The 18,205-nt window shown below is 61.1% G+C and carries 14 protein-coding genes; 13 read left to right on the forward strand and 1 reads right to left on the reverse strand.

The window, feature by feature from the left end:
* Positions 1-299: 299 nt before the first annotated feature.
* Positions 300-1,589 (reverse strand): serine/threonine transporter, encoded by a 1,290-nt coding sequence (locus tag AWM69_RS07130; protein WP_218726094.1) that lies wholly within the window; start codon positions 1,587-1,589, stop codon positions 300-302.
* A gap of 227 nt (positions 1,590-1,816) precedes the next feature.
* On the opposite strand from AWM69_RS07130, the gene AWM69_RS07135 reads away from it, so the two are divergent.
* The 13 genes from AWM69_RS07135 to AWM69_RS07195 all read left to right on the forward strand — a co-directional run bounded on the left by AWM69_RS07135 (position 1,817) and on the right by AWM69_RS07195 (position 18,152).
* Entirely contained in the window at positions 1,817-2,344 is a 528-nt protein-coding gene (locus AWM69_RS07135) for a DUF4946 domain-containing protein (protein ID WP_131652963.1), read from the forward strand.
* 134 nt (positions 2,345-2,478) lie between these two features.
* Positions 2,479-2,925 (forward strand): DUF411 domain-containing protein, encoded by a 447-nt coding sequence (locus AWM69_RS07140; protein WP_131652964.1) that lies wholly within the window; start codon positions 2,479-2,481, stop codon positions 2,923-2,925.
* 480 nt (positions 2,926-3,405) lie between these two features.
* Positions 3,406-4,974, forward strand: a complete 1,569-nt coding sequence (gene glgA, locus AWM69_RS07145) for a glycogen synthase GlgA (RefSeq protein WP_131652965.1) — start codon at positions 3,406-3,408, stop codon at positions 4,972-4,974.
* A 16-nt stretch (positions 4,975-4,990) separates the two neighbouring features.
* Positions 4,991-6,799, forward strand: coding sequence for a malto-oligosyltrehalose trehalohydrolase (gene treZ / locus AWM69_RS07150; protein WP_218726095.1), 1,809 nt, complete (start codon positions 4,991-4,993; stop codon positions 6,797-6,799).
* The gene (gene malQ / locus AWM69_RS07155; protein ID WP_218726096.1) at positions 6,780-8,861 is read left to right on the forward strand and encodes a 4-alpha-glucanotransferase; all 2,082 of its coding nucleotides are present in this window, start codon (positions 6,780-6,782) and stop codon (positions 8,859-8,861) included. Before treZ ends, malQ begins: the two co-directional genes overlap by 20 nt.
* Complete coding sequence (locus AWM69_RS07160) at positions 8,858-11,626, forward strand: malto-oligosyltrehalose synthase (RefSeq protein WP_218726097.1); 2,769 nt, start codon at positions 8,858-8,860, stop codon at positions 11,624-11,626. The genes malQ and AWM69_RS07160 overlap by 4 nt, the downstream gene beginning before the upstream one ends.
* 16 nt (positions 11,627-11,642) lie before the next feature.
* Positions 11,643-11,894: a DUF2934 domain-containing protein gene (locus AWM69_RS07165; RefSeq protein WP_131652969.1), complete on the forward strand. Its 252-nt coding sequence runs from the start codon at positions 11,643-11,645 to the stop codon at positions 11,892-11,894.
* Between the two features lie 153 nt (positions 11,895-12,047).
* Positions 12,048-14,210: a glycogen debranching protein GlgX gene (gene glgX, locus AWM69_RS07170; RefSeq protein WP_218726098.1), complete on the forward strand. Its 2,163-nt coding sequence runs from the start codon at positions 12,048-12,050 to the stop codon at positions 14,208-14,210.
* Positions 14,211-14,212: 2 nt separating this feature from the next.
* The gene (locus AWM69_RS07175; protein ID WP_218726099.1) at positions 14,213-15,214 is read left to right on the forward strand and encodes an acyl-CoA dehydrogenase family protein; all 1,002 of its coding nucleotides are present in this window, start codon (positions 14,213-14,215) and stop codon (positions 15,212-15,214) included.
* Positions 15,211-15,975 carry a PIG-L deacetylase family protein gene (locus AWM69_RS07180; RefSeq protein ID WP_218726100.1) on the forward strand — a complete coding sequence of 255 codons (765 nt, stop codon included), beginning with the start codon at positions 15,211-15,213 and terminating at the stop codon, positions 15,973-15,975. Before AWM69_RS07175 ends, AWM69_RS07180 begins: the two co-directional genes overlap by 4 nt.
* 3 nt (positions 15,976-15,978) lie before the next feature.
* Positions 15,979-16,581: a trans-aconitate 2-methyltransferase gene (locus AWM69_RS07185; RefSeq protein WP_218726101.1), complete on the forward strand. Its 603-nt coding sequence runs from the start codon at positions 15,979-15,981 to the stop codon at positions 16,579-16,581.
* Positions 16,578-17,279 carry a glycosyltransferase family 2 protein gene (locus tag AWM69_RS07190; protein WP_131652974.1) on the forward strand — a complete coding sequence of 234 codons (702 nt, stop codon included), beginning with the start codon at positions 16,578-16,580 and terminating at the stop codon, positions 17,277-17,279. The genes AWM69_RS07185 and AWM69_RS07190 overlap by 4 nt, the downstream gene beginning before the upstream one ends.
* A gap of 72 nt (positions 17,280-17,351) precedes the next feature.
* Positions 17,352-18,152, forward strand: a complete 801-nt coding sequence (locus AWM69_RS07195) for an endonuclease/exonuclease/phosphatase family protein (protein WP_218726102.1) — start codon at positions 17,352-17,354, stop codon at positions 18,150-18,152.
* Positions 18,153-18,205: the final 53 nt, after the last annotated feature.

Consider the following 18,205-nt stretch of genomic DNA (forward strand, 5'->3'; position numbering starts at 1 on the left):
TACGGCGGGTTACGGAAAACAGGGGCCGCTGCTACGAACGGTCCCTGTAGCCGCTGCCGCAGGCTGCGAAGACCTTCAGAGGTTTTACGACGGCTGCGCCGCCGGACGCGGCCTCGTTCTACTCGACCGCTGCTACAGGCTGGGCCCAAGGCCCGTCAATATTTCAGAATCACCCTGAATCCGTAGCAGCAGCCGAGCGCAGCGAGACCGCGTCGGGGATTTACGGCGGGTTACGGAAAACGGGGGGCGCTGTGCCCCCCTCGCAGCCTTTGGCAGCGGCTACAGGATTACGACCGGCTTCAGCGCATCAGCGAGTGGGCCAACGAGTAAACCAGTGACGAAATAGCTACCAGGCCCACCAGTGTGACAAACACGTTGGAGATATGGCCCGAGTACTGGCGCATGGCCGGCACGCGACGAATCGCGTACATCGGCATCAAAAACAGAATGGCGGCAATCACCGGGCCACCCAGGGTTTCGATCATGCCCAGAATGCTTGGGTTGAGGGTTGCCACTGCCCAGCACACCACCAGCATGAAGGCGGCGGTGATGCGGTCCAGGGACTTGGCTGCCGGACGCTTACCGGTTTTGAGGATCAAACCTTTAAGCCCTTCGCTGGCACCGATGTAGTGACCCAGGAACGACTTGGCAATGGCCACGAATGCAATCAACGGCGCCGCAAAGGCGATGGTCGGGTTGCTGAAGTGGTTGGCCAGGTAGGACAGGATCGACAGGTTCTGCGCCTTGGCTTCTGCCAATTGCGCGGGCGTCAGGGTCAGCACGCAACTGAACACGAAGAACAGCACCATCACCACCATCAGCACGTGCGCTCGGGACAGGATCTGCGAACTGCGCTCTTCAGCGTTGACGCCGTAGCGACGCTTTTGATCCACCGCGAAGGCCGAGATGATCGGCGAGTGGTTAAACGAGAACACCATCACCGGGATGGCCAGCCACAAGGTGTGCAACAAGGCCGAAGGTTCAGGCATGCTGCTTGCGGTGCTGAGGATGCCGCCGTTCCAGTGCGGGATCAAAAATACCGCCAGGAACAGCAATGCCACGATAAAGGGATAGACCATCATGCTCATGGCCTTGACGATCACCTGTTCGCCGCAGCGCACCACAATCAGCAGGCCGAGGATCAACAGCAGCGACAGGATTGCCCGTGGCGGCGGCGTGATCGACAGCTGGTTGAGCATAAAGCTGCCAACGGTATTGGTCAGTGCCACACTGTAGATCAGCAGGATCGGGAAAATGGCCAGGAAGTACAGCAGCGTGATGACAGCACCGGCCTTAAGACCGAAATGTTCTTCTACGACATCCGTGATGTCTGAGCCTTCACGCCCGGACAGGACGAAACGGGTCAGGCCTCGATGCGCATAAAAGGTCATCGGGAATGCCAGCAACGCCAGAATCAATAGCGGCCAAAAGCCGCCAAGCCCTGCGTTAATCGGCAAGAACAAGGTACCTGCGCCGATAGCCGTGCCAAACAGGCCCAGCATCCAGGTGGTGTCATGACGGTTCCAGCGACTGAGGGTCGCAGGTGTTTCGTCGAAGCGTTCGTCGACGCTATTAGCCTGGTCATTCATCCGGTCGAATCTCCGCTAGCCGGTCGTTACCACGCAGCCGGGGCGGACAAAAAACACCTTACTGACCACGCCCCGGCCATAAGAGGGGCGCGATTGTCCGGGATTAGACATAAGAAGCAAAGGTTTAGCTGAGGAATGGTGCAAATGATCTCTCTGCCCAAAGCAAGACCTGGACACCTACTGATACACTTTTAAAGCCTAAAAACCGCGCACAAGGCCTGTCGCCCATGACTTTTTCGTACCGCTGCACTGCATTGACCGGACTGCTCCTGGCCCTCGTCCTGCCCTCTGCGTGGGCCGACGCCCCGCTCATCACCTGGCCCGGTGACTGGGAAGTGCAAGACGTCCCGCCGGCTCCCGATAACAGCGGCCAGCGGCAACGGGCCGTGAAAAACGATGCCAATGGCGACCCCTTGATGGTCATGGAGCTGACCTCGACCACGCTGACGCCGGAGCACCAGGTGAATATGGAGGCGGTCTTGCTGCAAATGCGCAAGACCCTGCAGCAAAACTTCGCAAAAGCCGGTTATCAAAGCGCCTGCAATAAAATTCACAAAAGCACCCTGGGGGGGCTGGAAGCGCTGGAAACCCGCTGCAAAATTACCCAGAACGGCAACCATGTCATCACTCAGACACTGGTGGCCGCGACCCGGGAAGGCAAAGCCTATGCCTTGTCCTACGCTGGACCGGCACAGGGCTATAGCGCCACCGAGCCCGAAGTCCAGGGCATCCGTGCCAGCCTGCAGCTGAAATAACCCTTGTTTTCGGTGAATCCCGGTCAACCTGACAAAACTGTCATCTTGTTATCAGCCGCCTGACAGTGGGCGTCGGGCAGGCTGACGTTATCTCAAAATGGCGCACCCGCGCCTGCGACCTCCAGAGGAACTCGATGAAAACCCCAATGCGCCTTGTCGCTCTCTCGGCCCTGCTGCTGACCTCGATGGCTCAAGCTGCTGAACAACTGACCATTGACGTACACCGCGACGCCAATTGCGGCTGTTGCAAAAGCTGGATTTCTCACCTGCAAGCCAATGGTTTCAAGGTCAATGACCATGTTGAAGCCGACATGAGCAGCGTCAAACAGCGCCTCGGTGTCGCCCCGCGCCTGGCGTCGTGCCACACCGGTGTGATCAATGGCAAATTCGTTGAAGGTCACGTCCCCGCCGATCAGGTGGTTGCCCTCACCCGCCGTGATGACCTCAAGGGCATAGCCGTACCGGGCATGCCAACAGGGTCGCCGGGGATGGAGATGGGTGATCGCAAAGACGCGTTCCAGGTCATCGGTTTGCACAACGACGGACGGGACGAAGTGCTTGCCGAATACCCTGGCAACTAAGATCAGGCACCTTATTGGTGCAATTACACCGCATACCCCTTAACCCAGGCGCGCAATGCGCCTGGGCCGGGTTATCGGGCACACAACCGGCGCACGCTGCAGTTCATCTGACGACCCGGCACCTCAATTCTGACGCAGGCCCCGCCACACCTGCCCTGCGTACGAAAAACCCGACACAGGCCCGTCACCGTTGGGCAGAAGGCCGTGTTTGAGCCCTCGCCTGCATTGCCATCTCTCCTACACTAATTCCGGCATGTATTTCAGCCATTAAAATTGGAACCTTCAACAACTGCGATTTGTCGGTTAAAGAACAGGACAAGGCTTTTTGGTGCAGTCCTTGCACAGCTTTTTTTGCCTTTGGGGTCGTATCGCCATGGGTCGCTTTACCGAAACAGGCAGTGTTGTGCATTAACCCACAGGAAGTGAGTACACACCCGGCTTCGTGCCTGGGGCAGATCAATAAATACAATGGAGAGAACCATGATCAGTGCTGCTGCGCCTACCCCCCCTGAAGGTCTTGACTCGTTGGTCAATGACGCAATTACTGTTTCGGGCATGGCCCCCTCGAACAAAGCAGCGCTCCCCGGCCGCAGTGCCAGCCCGCATAAAAAGAAGGTGCTGTTTGTCACGTCCGAGCTGGCCGACCTGATCAAGACCGGCGGTTTGGGGGATGTTTCGGCGGCCTTGCCGCGTGCCATGCGCCATTTACATGATGTCCGGGTGTTGATTCCCGGTTATTCGCAAGTGATGAACAGCGATAACCCGATTCATGTCATCGGCGAACTGGGCGGCCATGCGGCCCTGCCGGCCTGCAAGATCGGGCGCATGGATCTGCCGGACGGGCTGGTGGTCTATGTACTGATCTGCCCCGAACTGTATGAGCGGGAAGGTACGCCTTATGGCGCGAATAATGGCCGCGACTGGCCGGACAATCACATCCGCTTCGCCCGCCTTGGGCTGGCCGCCGCCGATATCGCAGCCAACCTGGCACAGATTCACTGGCAACCCGATCTGGTACACGCCCATGACTGGCCGGCCGGGCTGGCTCCGGCATACATGCATTGGCGCGGTCAGCGCACGCCGACCCTGTTCACCATCCATAACCTGGCCTACCAGGGCGTTGTGAGTCTGGCCTGCTGCCCGGAGCTGGGCATTCCGCCCCATGCACTGCAACAGGAAGGCATGGAGTTCTACGGCAAACTGTCGTTCCTCAAGGCCGGGATGGCCTACGCCAGCCATATCACCACGGTCAGCGCAACCTATGCCGCCGAGATCACCACGCCAACGTTCGGTTGCGGGCTGGACGGCTTTTTGGCCAGTAAAACCCAGCAAGGTCTGCTCAGCGGTATTCCCAACGGCATCGATGACAGCTGGGAAGCCTCGACCGATCCGCATTTGATCGCGCCGTTCAATATCGGTGACTGGCAGGGCAAGGCCTTGAATGCCGACTATGTGCGCACCCTGTTTGACCTCAAACCATGCGCAGGTCCCTTGTTCGCCGTGGTTTCCCGCCTGGTGTACCAAAAAGGCCTTGACCTGACCGAAGCCGTGGCGGACTACATCGTCGCCTCGGGCGGGCAGATCGTGATCATCGGTCGTGGCGAACCTGAGGAAGAACAGGCCATGCGCGAGCTGGCATTGCGCTTCCCCGGGCAGATCAGCGTGCGCATCGGTTTTAACGAAACCGATGCCCGGCGCATATTCGCTGGCAGCGACTTTTTGTTGATGCCTTCACGCTACGAACCCTGTGGCTTGAGCCAAATGTATGCACAACGTTTCGGCTCGCTGCCCGTGGCACGCAACACCGGTGGCCTGGCTGACACCATCGAAAACGGAGTCACCGGTTTTCTCTTCGATGAATCCACCGTAGACAGTTACAAGGAAGCCCTGAGCCGAGCGTTCAAGGTGTACGCATTTCCGGGGCTGTTCAACGCAATGCGTTGCCGCGCCATGTCTGCACCGTTTCACTGGTGCAAGGCGGTGAAACCCTACGCGGAACTCTATGAACAACTGGTCGTGAACTCACGGAGCAGAGCCGCAAAACCCTGACTAGAGGCCTATATCGATGCCTTTACGGACATTGGAAACATGGCCCCACGGTGCTCACTTGCTGGGTCCCCGACACACACGATTTACCCTGTGGGCGCCCGATGCACAGGCCGTCAGCGTCGCGTTCGAAGCAGGTCACTCGCTGGCGATGCAGCCTCAGCCCGATGGCTGGTTCTTACTGGAGGCCCCCTGCGGCGCAGGTACGCGGTATCGCTACAGCATCGATGGCGCCGTTGAAGTGCCCGATCCGGCATCACGTGCTCAGGACGGCGGGATAGCTGGCTACAGCGTGGTGGTCGACCCGCAGGATTACACCTGGCAGCACCCTCGCTGGACCGGCCGCCCGTGGCATGAAGCGGTTATCTACGAATTGCATGTGGGCGTGCTCGGCGGGTATGCCGGCGTGGCGCGGCAGCTGCCGCGTCTGGCGCAACTGGGAGTGACCGCCATTGAACTGATGCCGCTGGCGCAGTTCAGCGGCGAGCGTAACTGGGGCTACGACGGCGCCCTGCTCTATGCGCCGCATGACACCTACGGTTCGCCCCGGGAACTCAAGCAACTGATCGACGACGCCCATGGCCTCGGGCTGATGGTCATGGTCGACGTGGTGTACAACCACTTCGGCCCTGAAGGCAATTATCTGCCGCGTTATGCCAGCCCTTTCTTTCACAAGGACACCCACACACCGTGGGGCTCGGGCATCCATTACGAACGCCGCCAAGTACGGGATTTTTTCATTGATAACGCGCTGATGTGGCTGCGGGACTACCGGGTGGACGGGCTGCGCCTGGATGCGGTGCATGCGATCAATCATCCCGACTTCCTGCAGGAACTGGCCCATCAGGTTCGTCACCAGGTCGATCCCGCCCGCCACGTATGGCTGACCCTGGAAAACGAGTTCAACCAGGCGTTTTTGCTGGGCAAGGATTACGACGCGCAGTGGAATGATGATGGGCATAACGTGTTGCAGCACCTGCTGACCGGAGAAACTGACGCCTATTACGCCGAATTTGCAGAAAACAGCACCGAAAAGCTGGCACGCTGCCTGAGCCAGGGCTTTGTGTTTCAGGGGCACAACGACCGGCACGGCCGTGCTCGGGGCGAGCCAAGCGCTCATCTGCCGCCGACTGCCTTCGTATTGTTTTTGCAAAACCATGACCAGATCGGTAACCGCGCGCTGGGGGAGCGGCTGCATCGACTGTGCCCGCCCCAGGCCTTGCGGGCTGCAACCGCCCTGCTGCTGTTGTCGCCGATGATCCCGCTGCTGTTCATGGGCGACGAAATGGCTGCGCCGGAGCCCTTTTTGTTTTTCACCGACTACACCGGCGAACTGGCCCAGGCCGTGAGCGAGGGCCGACGTCAAGAGTTTGCCGAGTTCAGCGCCTTCTCCGGCCCGGACAGTCCGGTGATTCCCGATCCAAACGAGCGGGCCACCTTCGCGGCTTCACGGCCCTGTCTCGAACCGCCGCAGCCAGGGCCGCACCGCGACATGCAAGCGTTGTACGAGCAACTGCTGCAGATCCGTCACCGGCACATCATTCCCCGCCTCGGCGCAGTACAGGCACTGGGAACGCAGATCCTGGCCGAAGGCGCGGTATGGGCACGCTGGCGCATGGCCGATGACCATGTGCTGAACATCGCCTTGAACCTGTCTGCGCAGCCGGCCCCGCTTGACCCGCCGGCCAATGCCCGCGTGCTGTTCCAGAGCCCCGGCGCACGACTCGAACACCTGCAATCCACCCACCTGTTAGCGCCTTATAGCGTTTTAGTCAGCCTGACCATTTCCCCCTCACTGGAGAGCGCCCATGAGCACAGCCCAACTTGAAATTCTCGCCAGCCGCGCAGGCCTGGCCGTGGATTGGGTCGATGCCAATGGCCAGCCACATCATGTTGCCCCGCACGTTCTGGTGGCGGTGCTGGCCGGCCTGGGCCTGCAGGCCGACACCGCGGAAGCGATTGAGACCAGCCTGCTGAATTTGCAACTGGAACAACAAAACAAACGCCTGCCACCGCTGCTGACCGCAGATGCAGGTAGAGGTCTGGACCTGACCCGTTATTTTTTTCCCCATAGCCAGTGCGTCATTCACCTTGAAACCGGCGGCACACTCACTATTGAGCTGGACGCCGACGCCTACCTGCCGGGAATGGTTCCGGTCGGTTATCACCGGGCGCAAATAGACGATCAGCACTTCACCCTGGCGGTTGCCCCGCAACGCTGCTTCAGCATGGCCGATGCCGTGCAAACCAGCACACCCCGTGCCTGGGGCTTGAGCGTGCAAGCCTATGGCCTGCAACGCCCGGGAGACGGAGGCTTTGGCGACACTCAAGCCCTTGAAGCCTTCGCCGTAGCCGCCGGAGAACGTGGGGCGGATGCACTGGCGATCAGTCCGCTGCATGCCATGTTCAGTTGCGACCCTCATCGGTACAGCCCGTATTCCCCCTCCAGCCGCCTGTTTTTGAACAGCCTGTATGCCGCACCCGCCAGCGTACTGGGCGAAGACGCCGTAGAGCGGGCGATTGATCAGACCGGGCTGCGGGAGGAACTGCAGAGGCTTGAACAACTGCCGTTGATTGACTGGCCCGCCGCAACGGTGGCCAAGCAATCCTTGCTGCGCCAGTTGTATGAAAACTTCCTGCTCGATGAACCGCCGACACTGAGCGAGTTCAATGTGTTTCGCGACATTGGCGGCGAAGCCCTCGAAAACCATTGCCGCTTTGAAGCGTTGCAGGCGCGCAATGTGGCCGAGCACCAGGCCATCGACTGGCGCCAGTGGCCCGAGCAATGGCGCGACCCCAATAGCCCGGCGCTCATGGTGTTCGCTGACGAACACAGTCACGACATCGGCTATTACGCGTTTTGTCAGTGGCTGATTGCGCGCGGTCTGTCACAGGCGCAAAAAGCCGCCCGCGACAGCGGTATGGCCATCGGCCTGATTGCTGACCTCGCCGTGGGCGCCGATGGCAGCGGCAGCCAGGCATGGTGCCGCCAGGACGAACTGCTGGCGCACCTGACCGTCGGCGCTCCGCCCGATCTGCTGAACCGTACCGGGCAAGGCTGGGGTATATCGGCGTTTTCCCCTGACGGTCTGAAGCGCAATGGATTCCGCGCCTTCATCGAAATGCTGCGGGCCAACTTTGCCCATGCGGGGGGGTTGCGAATCGACCATGTGATGGGACTGCAACGCCTGTGGGTCATCCCCCTGGGCGCGCCCCCCCATGAAGGTGCCTATCTGTATTACCCGGTCGAGGACCTGCTGCGTCTGTTGGCGCTGGAATCGGTGCGGCACCGGGCCGTGGTGCTGGGCGAAGACCTGGGCACGGTTCCCGAAGGCCTGCGTGACAAACTTGTGGAGCGCTCAATCCTGGGCATGCGGGTGCTGTTGTTCGAACAGGACTACGGCGCCCGTTTCCGCCCCATTCTCGACTGGCCGGACAACGCCCTGGCCACCACCAGCACCCATGATCTACCGACCCTCAATGGCTGGTGGCTAGAACGCGACATTGACTGGAGTGTACGTCTGGGCCTGCTGGATCCGGCCACCGAGGCACACTGGCGCGAGAACCGCCAACATGAACGTGCAGGCTTGCACGATGCCCTCAGTCAGGACCCGCAAAACTTTCAGGAGGAATCCTCAGGCAGCGATCAGGTCCTTGATGCCAGCGTGCGTTTTCTCGGCCATACCCGGGCACCGCTGGTATTGCTGCCCATCGAAGACGCCCTGGGCCTCGAAGAACAGGCCAACCTGCCCGGGACGGTCAGCCTCCATCCCAACTGGCAACGGCGTTTGCCCGGCGACTGTGAAACCGTGCTCGATAACCCGGCGGTGGCCCGGCGCCTGGAGTTACTGGCCTGTGCCCGACTGCAGGCGCAAGAGCGTGACCAATGACGCCCCGGACCTGCACGGCATTGCGCGCCACGATGCGCCTGCAATTTCACCCGGGGTTCACCCTCGATGATGCTTGCCGGCAGGTGCCGTATTTCGCGCGCCTGGGCATCAGCCACGTCTACGCCTCGCCCTTGCTCACCGCCCGGGAGGGCTCCCTGCATGGCTACGATGTGGTCGACCCGACCCGGGTCAGCCCGGCGCTGGGGGGCGAACCGGCCCTGCGGCGGCTGGTGGCCGAGCTGAGGGCACACGGCATGGGCCTGATCCTCGATATCGTGTCCAATCATATGGCGGTCGGGGGTGCGGATAATCCGTGGTGGCAAGACCTGCTGGCCTGGGGCCGCTCCAGCCCGTACGCCGAATTCTTTGATATCAAGTGGCACTCCTCCGACCCCTTGCTGGAAGGGCAACTGCTGCTGCCCTTTCTCGCCAGCGATTACGCAGCCACCTTGCAGGACGGCAGTGTCCGCTTGCGCTACAACCCCGATACCGGGGATTTTCACGCCGAGCACGGCAGCCATCACTTCCCGATTTGCCCACGGGATTACGGCGAGTTGTTGAGCGGTTCCGGTCAGCCCGCACTCCACGCACTGGCGGCGCGCTTCGAGGGTTTACAGGGCTCTCACGATCCCAGGCACCATGGGCAAGCGTTGCAGGCCGAACTGGCGCACCTGACGCAGGCCCCTTCGTGCCGGCAAGCCATTGAACAGCAATTGCTGCAATACGATGCCCGGGGTGCTGCGGGCTTTGAGCGCCTGCACCAACTGCTGGAGCGTCAGTCGTACCGGCTGGCCAGTTGGCGCACGGCCGCCGATGACATCAATTGGCGACGCTTTTTTGATGTCAACGAGCTGGCCGGGTTACGCGTGGAGCGCCCAACGGTATTTGAGGCCACCCACGGCAAGATTTTCCAGCTGATCGCCGAGGGGCTGGTTGACGGTTTGCGCATCGATCACATCGACGGGCTGGCAGACCCCAGGGGCTATTGCCGCAAATTACGACGCCGGGTCGAGCGCCTCGTACCGGGCCGTCATTTTCCCCTATATGTCGAAAAGATTCTGGGCCTGGACGAACACCTGCCCGGCGACTGGTGGGTAGACGGCACCACCGGTTACGAGTTCATGGACCAGGTTTCGCTGCTGCAACACGACCCGCAGGGCGCGCCCCCCCTGACCGACCTGTGGGCCGCGCACAGCCACCGGATCGGTGAATTCGCAGCCGAGGCCCTGCTTGCCCGCGAACAGATTCTCAACGGTGCTCTGGCAGGTGACACGGAGCGGGTCGCCCGCGCCCTGCTGGATGTTGCCCGCGACGACCTGATGAGCCGTGACCTGACCCTGGGCGCCATCCGCCGGGCATTGAAGGCACTGGTCATGCATTTTCCGGTGTACCGCACCTACATCAGCGCCGCCGGGCGCAGGCCGGCCGACGACGCCGTCTTTCAGCAAGCACTGCAAGGCGCGCGCAACGACCTGAATGAATCCGATTGGCCCGTGCTTGATTACCTGGAGCGCTGGCTTGGCACAGAACGCTGGCGCAGTCGGCGCCCGGGCCGCTCCCGTAAACGCCTCAGGCATGCCTGCGTGCGCTTTCAGCAACTGACCTCGCCCACGGCGGCCAAAGCGGTGGAAGACACCGCGTTCTATCGCCACGGCGTACTGCTCTCACGCAACGACGTGGGTTTCAGCACCGAGCGCTTCAGTGCGCCGCCCGAAGCCTTCCACCAGGCCTGCCAGCACCGCCTCGAACACTTCCCGGACAACCTGCTTGCGACCGCCACCCATGACCACAAGCGCGGCGAAGACTGCCGCGCACGACTGGCCGTGCTCAGCGAACGCAGCATCTGGTATGCACACTGTGTCCGGGCGTGGCGCGCCCTGGCGGTCCCGCTGCGCACAGATGCCAGCGGGCCGACACCGGGCGATGAGCTGATCCTCTATCAGACCCTGCTCGGCACCTGGCCACTGGCACTGCGTCCCGATGACGCCGAAGGCTTGCAGCGCTACTACGAACGGCTCTGGCTGTGGCAGCTCAAAGCCTTGCGCGAAGCCAAGCTTGAGACGTCATGGGCGGCGCCGAACGAACCCTATGAGCACGCCGTCGAGACGTTCCTCCAGCGCCTGCTCCTGCACCCTGACGGCCTGGTACTGCGCACGGCAGTGCACAAGGCCTGTGAATCGATTGCCAGCGCGGGGGCCTTGAACGGACTCAGCCAGTGCCTGCTGAAAATGACCACCCCCGGTGTGCCTGACTTCTATCAGGGCAGCGAACTCTGGGACTTGAGCCTGGTGGACCCGGACAACCGCCGTGCAGTGGATTTTGACCTGCGCCAGGCAATGTTCGACAGCCCGCGGTCAGGCCCGCAGCTGCTCGCCGAATGGCGCAGCGGTGCGATCAAGCAGGCCTTGATTGCCCGCACATTGAAATGCCGGGCCGAGTACCCCGAGCTGTTCAGTCGCGGCCGTTATCTGCCCTTGAAAGTGACCGGCCCGCATGCAGATCAGGTGCTGGCATTTGCCCGGCAGTCCGGCGATCAATACGCGGTGATCGCGGTGCCCCGGCTCACTGCAAATAACACTCAAAATCATGCATTTAGCGAAGACTATCCATCCATATGGATGGATACGATCATTGAATTACCGTTTGCCGGATCGGGTGACACATTAAAGGGACTTTTGGGAAACACCACAGTCATTAAAAAGAAGGCGCTGAGGGTCTGCGACGCTTTCGATACGTTGCCGGTCAGCCTTTTCATATCTATCTGAGTTCAGGAGCTGAGTGATGAACAATGACGACAAGCGCATTCGCGAATTTGCTTATCAAATCTGGGAATCCGAAGGGCGACCGGTCGGCCAGGAAGCCCGGCACTGGGAAATGGCCCATAAGCTGGCTCAGGCCGAGGCGCAGGTGCCTTCCGCGACCAAACAGCGCAAGGCGCCCGCCAAGCCGTCGCCAGTCGTGACAGCCAAACCTGCCGCGAAACAACCCGCAGTAAAAAAACCACGGGCACCGCGTAAACCCGCCACGCCCTGATCCTGGCAGCAGGGTTTATCCAGATCCGTTGATGGCCACTGGAAGGTGGCGGTCATTTGACTGTGACGCCTGAACGCTCAACCTGCAGGAGCACGCGGCTCCTGCAGAGACTCTTTTCGCTCGCCTGACTGGCCTTACTCGACAGGAGCCATCATGACCCAGCGCAAGTCATCGCCACCCAAGACACCGGACGTTGAACCCTCACGGCTGCGAGAGGGCTTGCCCTTTCCGTTAGGCGCGACCTGGGATGGACTCGGTGTTAACTTCGCGTTGTTTTCTGCCAATGCCACCAAAGTTGAACTGTGTCTGTTCGATGCTACAGGCGAGGTTGAACTTGAGCGCATCGCGCTTCCCGAGTACACCGACGAGACCTTTCACGGCTATCTGCCGGATGCTCATCCGGGGCTGATTTACGGTTATCGCGTCTACGGGCCTTACGATCCGCAAAACGGTCACCGCTTCAACCACCACAAATTGCTGATCGATCCTTATGCCAAACAGCTGGTGGGAGAGTTGAAATGGTCGGAAGCGCTCTTCGGCTACACCATTGGCCATCCGGATGCCGACTTGAGCTTCGATGAGCGCGACAGTGCCCCTTTTGTCCCCAAGTGCAAAGTGATTGATCCGGCCCACACCTGGGGGCACGACCACCGGCTGGTCGTGCCGTGGGAACGTACGATCTTTTACGAAACCCATGTCCGCGGCATCAGCATGCGTCATCCGGCCGTACCGGATGCAGTGCGTGGCACTTTTGCCGGCTTGATGGTGGATGAGGTCATCGAACATATCCGCACGCTCGGCGTGACCAGCGTCGAATTGCTGCCGGTGCATGCGTTCGTCAATGACCAGCACCTGCTGCAAAAAGGCATGACCAATTATTGGGGTTACAACAGCATCGCCTTCTTTGCCCCCGACCCGCGCTACCTGGCCAGTGACAAGATTGCCGAATTCAAGGAGATGGTGGCACACCTGCACGAGGCCGGGCTGGAGGTGATTCTGGACGTGGTCTACAACCACACTGCCGAGGGCAACGAACAAGGCCCGACCCTGTCCATGCGCGGTATCGACAACGCGTCCTACTACCGCCTGATGCCCGAGGACAAACGCTATTACATCAATGACTCCGGCACCGGCAATACCCTGGACCTGAGCCACCCGTGCGTACTGCAAATGGTCACCGATTCACTGCGCTACTGGGCGCATGAGATGCATGTCGATGGTTTCCGCTTTGATCTGGCGACCATTCTGGGGCGTTATCACGACGGTTTTAACGAGCGCCACAGTTTCCTGGTGGCTTGCCGCCAGGATCCGTTGTTGCGTCAGGTCAAAATGATTGCCGAACCCTGGGACTGCGGCCCCGGCGGCTATCAGGTCGGGGGGTTCCCGCCGGGCTGGGCGGAATGGAACGACCGCTTCCGGGATACCGTGCGCGCCTTCTGGAAAGGTGATGACGGCCAGTTGGCCGACTTTGCCGGACGCATGACCGCGTCAGGCGAACTGTTCAATCAACGCGGCCGACGGCCGTACGCTTCGGTCAACTTCATCACCGCCCATGACGGTTTCACCCTGCACGATCTGGTGTCCTACAACGACAAGCACAATGAAGCCAACGATGAAGACAATCAGGACGGCAGCAACAACAACCTGTCCTGGAACCATGGTGTCGAAGGCCCCACTGACGATCCCGAGATCAACAACCTGCGCCTGCGGCAGATGCGTAACTTCTTTGCCACCCTGCTGCTGGCCCAGGGCACCCCGATGATCGTCGCCGGCGATGAATTTGCCAGGACCCAACATGGCAACAACAACGCCTATTGCCAGGACAGCGAGATCGGCTGGGTCAACTGGGACCTGGATCAGGACGGCAAGTCGCTGCTGATGTTCGTCAAGCGCCTGATCAAACTGCGCATGAACTACCCCATTCTGCGCCGCGGACGCTTTTTGGTCGGGCATTACAACGAGGCACTGGGAGTCAAGGATGTCACCTGGCTGGCCGCCGATGGCTCGGAAATGACCATCGAACAGTGGGAAGACGCACAAGGCCGCAGCCTTGGCATGTTGCTCGATGGCCGGGCGCAGGTGTCCGGGGTTCAGCGTGCCGGGGCCGACGCCACGTTGCTGATCGTGGTCAACGCGCATCATGACGGGGTCGACTTCACCTTGCCCGAGGTGCCACAAGGCACGGGCTGGAGACGCATCCTCGACACCTTCGATGCGCAGGCGAAAGGCACCAAAACCCTGTCTTTCAACAGCAGCTATTACGTCAATGGCCGCACGTTGGCCCTGTTCGAACTGGAACATGAGGATGACGCCTGAGCATGGACCTGCCCGACTTTTTAAAGAGCTGCACATCGCGCCTGGACACCGCGCAAGCATTGGGGCATTGCCTGCAGCAGCTGGTTGACGCCGGCCTCGATCAATTACCGCTGCCCGGGGCAGGTCAAACCCTGCAACGCTGGCAGCAGCTGGCGCTGGTTGCCCGTCACAACCTGGGCTTGTGCAAGCTGTATGAGGGCCATACCGACGCACTGGCGACGATGCGGGAACTGAACGCGGCTCCCGTGGCACGGGGCAGCACCTGGGGAATGTGGGCAGCAGAGCCGCCGGACGCCCGGGCCCATGTGCTTGAACACAACGGCCGGATTCTGCTCAGCGGACGCAAGGCGTGGTGCTCCGGCGCCGGGGTGGTGAGCCACGGTTTGCTCACCGCCTGGGATGAACAAGAGCGTCAGCAACTGGTGGCGGTGGACATGCGCCACCCCGGGGTCAGTGTCGGCACTGCAGGCTGGGACGCCGTGGGCATGGCAGCCACGGCCAGTGTCGATATCGAATTTGAACAGGTCCCCGGGCTGCGAATCGGGCACCCTGATGACTATGTGCAGCGCTGCGGATTCTGGCATGGCGCGGTTGGCATTGCGGCCTGCTGGCACGGCGCAGCATCCGCCCTGGCCGAGGCGTTGCAACAACACTGCGACAAACGCAACGAACCCCATGCATTGGCGCACCTGGGCGCAGTCGATGCAGCCCTGTTCAGCGCCCGCTGTGTGCTCGGTGAGTGCGCACGTCAGTTGGACCAGTATCCCGGTCACGATGCGCAACGGCTGGCACGTCAGGCACGGGCCCATATCGAACACTGCGTTGATCAGGTGCTGGTGCATGTGGGCCGGGCCCTCGGTGCAAGGCCTTATTGCAAGGACCCGCACTTCGCTCGCCTGATCGCCGACCTGCCGGTGTACCTGCGTCAAAGCCACGCCGAGCGTGATCTGCAAGCCCTGGGTGAGCAGGCGGCCCGGCAGCCCGTCTTGCAGTGGCCGCTATGAGCGCCAACTTGATCGTGGGCGGTGGCACCTCGATGGAGCATTGGCGCCATTCGCGACGCCTGGCCGAACTGCCGGAAATAGCGGTCGCGTCCCTCGTGCCCTGCAACTCTAGAGCGGTGATTATTGCCCCGCACCCGGATGACGAAGTGCTCGGCAGCGGCGGCCTGTTGCAGTTAATCAGCGCGCTGGGCCGCCCAGTGCTGTTGCTTTCCATCACCGACGGCACCGCCAGCCATCCCGGCTCGACCCGTTGGCCGGCAGAACACCTGGCCCAAGTGCGAACCCGCGAATCCACCGAAGCCCTTGCACGCCTGCAACTGCCTGAGGGGCGGTTGCAATGGTTGCGTGGCGGCTTTCAGGACAGTCAGGTCGCCCTGTGTGAAAGCGCCTTGAGCGCGTATATCGAACAGCATTTGCGCCCCTCAGATGTGGTGTTCAGTACCTGGCGCGAGGATGGCCACAGCGACCATGACGCGGTTGGCCGTGCCAGCAGTCAAGCCGCCCGGGCCGTCGGTGCGAGCGTACATGAACTGCCGATCTGGACCTGGCACTGGGCACATGATGATGATCCGCGGGTGCCGTGGGCACGAGCACGCAAGATCCGCCTGAGCGCACAGCACCTGGCGCGCAAGCGCCATGCCGCCCGGGCGTTTACCAGTCAATTGCAGGTCGATCCGAGCACTGGATCAGCCCCGGTGCTGGCTCCGCTGGCACTGGAGCGCTTGTGCCAACCGTTCGAGGTGATCTTTATCCAAGGGTGAACCATGAGTGTCCCGACTGCTTTTTTTGATCAGTTATACGCTGACAACCCCGATCCCTGGGCCTTCAAGGCGCGCTGGTATGAGGAGCGCAAACGGGCCCTGACGCTGGCCAGCTTGCCGCGCCAGCACTATGGGGCGATTTATGAACCGGGTTGCGCCAATGGCGAATTGAGCGCCGGCCTGGCCCGGCGCACCGACTGGTTGCTGTGCAGCGACGCGGCGGACAGGGCGGTTGAACTGGCGCAAAAAAGGTTGAGTCACTGCTCCAACGTCGAGGTCCGCCACAGTCGCCTGCCCGCTGACTGGCCGGTGCGCAGCGGTTTCGATCTGATCGTGTTGAGTGAACTGGGTTACTACCTGGACACCGACGATCTGCTCACGCTCATCGAGCAGGCGATGAACAGCCTGCTGCCCGGCGGTCAACTGCTTGCCTGCCATTGGCGCCCTGCCATCGAAGGTTGCCCGCTGACCGGCGACCGCGTTCATGCCCTGCTCCACGCCACGCTGGGCTTACCGAAACTGGCGCAGCACCGGGAGGACGATTTTGTGCTTGAAGTCTGGGGGCGGTCCCCCGATTCGGTGGCCAGCCTGGAGGGCCTGAAATGATCGGTATCCTGATTCCCGCACATAACGAAGAAGCCTTGCTCGCCCACTGCCTGCAAGCCGCGTTAACCGCCAGCCAGCATCCCGGGCTCAAGGGTGAAGAGGTCAAAGTGTTGCTGGTGCTCGACAGCTGCAGCGACCATTCGGCCGATATCGCAGCCTGCTATGACATCCATGTGTTGCCGATCAACGCCCGTAACGTAGGCGTGGCCCGCGGCGTCGGAGCCCAGTGGTTGCTCGATCACGGTGTGCGCTGGATTTCCTGCACCGATGCCGACAGCCGGGTGGCGCCCGACTGGCTGGTGGCGCAACTGGCACTGCAGGCGGATGCGGTATGCGGCACGGTCACGGTCGACGACTGGGGTACGGCCATTGATCGCTCGACCCAGGAGCGGTATCTGGCCGTCTATCAGGCGCGGGAAGGGCATCGGCATATTCATGGCTCCAACCTGGGCATCTGTGCCCGGGCCTACCGCCGGGCTGGCGGTTTTGCACCGCTGGCCTGCCATGAAGATGTCCATCTCGTGCAGCAACTGGAGGCATGCGGTGCTTCAATTGCCTGGAGCCATCGCCCGCGAGTCATGACCAGCGCCCGTCTGGATTGCAGGGCCAAAGGTGGCTTCGGTGATTACCTGAGATCGTTGCAGGCACTCGCCAATCATGACCCACGTCAATGGCACGCTCGCTCCGGAACGCTATAAAAACCCGGGTACGGAACGGCTAAACTCATTACGAGTCGAACCCGGCGTATGGTTTAAAGCCCAGGAGATACCATGAGCCTCGATATTGTCGGTAATGACCTGGAACCGCCTGCACCTGTGCCAATGCCGGATGTGCATCGAATGAAGGTACTCACGGTGAATACCCACAAGGGTTTCACCGTGTTCAACCGGCGCTTTATCCTGCCGGAACTGCGTGACGCCGTGCGCAGCACATCGGCTGATCTGGTGTTTTTACAGGAGGTGCTGGGAGAGCACGAAAAACACGCCTCGCGCTATGACCAATGGCCAGTGATGTCGCAATACGAATTCCTCGCCGACAGCATGTGGAGCGACTTCGCCTATGGGCGCAATGCCGTGTACCCGGACGGCCATCACGGCAATGCCGTGCTGTCCAAATACCCCATCAAGTCGTATCGCAACCTTGATATATCGATCACCGGCCCTGAGCGACGCGGCTTGCTGCATTGCGTGCTGGACGTGCCCGGCCACGATCAGGTGCATGCGATCTGCGTGCATTTGAGCCTGCTTGAGAGTCATCGCCAATTGCAGATCGTACTGCTCAATCAATTACTCAAATCATTGCCGCCCAAGGATCCGGTGATCATTGCCGGTGACTTCAATGACTGGAAACTGCAAGGCAATGCAGCCCTCGCCCAGCGTGACGACTTGCACGAAGTGTTCGAGCGTCATCACGGAAAACTGGCCAAGACCTACCCGGCACGCTGGCCCTTGCTGCGCCTGGACCGTATTTATTTACGCAACGCCACCAGCCACAACCCGACCGTGCTCGGCAACAAGCCGTGGACGCATTTATCGGATCACCTGCCGCTGGCAGTCGACGTGCATTTGTAACGAATGCCCCTTGCGTACCGCTCAGTCTCCTGCCGAACGCCGGGGTTCGCGGA

The organism is Pseudomonas sp. D1HM, assembly GCF_019266105.1.
Classification (GTDB): Bacteria; Pseudomonadota; Gammaproteobacteria; order Pseudomonadales; family Pseudomonadaceae; genus Aquipseudomonas; species Aquipseudomonas taetrolens.

Excerpts from the sequence above, each read along its gene's own strand:
- AWM69_RS07175 (WP_218726099.1), top strand. The coding sequence starts at position 14,213 with ATGGACCTGCCCGACTTTTTAAAGAGCTGCACATCGCGCCTGGACACC.
- AWM69_RS07180 (WP_218726100.1), top strand. The coding sequence starts at position 15,211 with ATGAGCGCCAACTTGATCGTGGGCGGTGGCACCTCGATGGAGCATTGG.
- AWM69_RS07165 (WP_131652969.1), top strand. The coding sequence starts at position 11,643 with ATGAACAATGACGACAAGCGCATTCGCGAATTTGCTTATCAAATCTGG.
- AWM69_RS07140 (WP_131652964.1), top strand. The coding sequence starts at position 2,479 with ATGAAAACCCCAATGCGCCTTGTCGCTCTCTCGGCCCTGCTGCTGACC.
- malQ (WP_218726096.1), top strand. The coding sequence starts at position 6,780 with ATGAGCACAGCCCAACTTGAAATTCTCGCCAGCCGCGCAGGCCTGGCC.
- AWM69_RS07160 (WP_218726097.1), top strand. The coding sequence starts at position 8,858 with ATGACGCCCCGGACCTGCACGGCATTGCGCGCCACGATGCGCCTGCAA.
- glgX (WP_218726098.1), top strand. The coding sequence starts at position 12,048 with ATGACCCAGCGCAAGTCATCGCCACCCAAGACACCGGACGTTGAACCC.
- AWM69_RS07185 (WP_218726101.1), top strand. The coding sequence starts at position 15,979 with ATGAGTGTCCCGACTGCTTTTTTTGATCAGTTATACGCTGACAACCCC.
- AWM69_RS07135 (WP_131652963.1), top strand. The coding sequence starts at position 1,817 with ATGACTTTTTCGTACCGCTGCACTGCATTGACCGGACTGCTCCTGGCC.
- AWM69_RS07190 (WP_131652974.1), top strand. The coding sequence starts at position 16,578 with ATGATCGGTATCCTGATTCCCGCACATAACGAAGAAGCCTTGCTCGCC.
- AWM69_RS07195 (WP_218726102.1), top strand. The coding sequence starts at position 17,352 with ATGAGCCTCGATATTGTCGGTAATGACCTGGAACCGCCTGCACCTGTG.
- glgA (WP_131652965.1), top strand. The coding sequence starts at position 3,406 with ATGATCAGTGCTGCTGCGCCTACCCCCCCTGAAGGTCTTGACTCGTTG.
- AWM69_RS07130 (WP_218726094.1), bottom strand. The coding sequence starts at position 1,589 with ATGAATGACCAGGCTAATAGCGTCGACGAACGCTTCGACGAAACACCT.
- treZ (WP_218726095.1), top strand. The coding sequence starts at position 4,991 with ATGCCTTTACGGACATTGGAAACATGGCCCCACGGTGCTCACTTGCTG.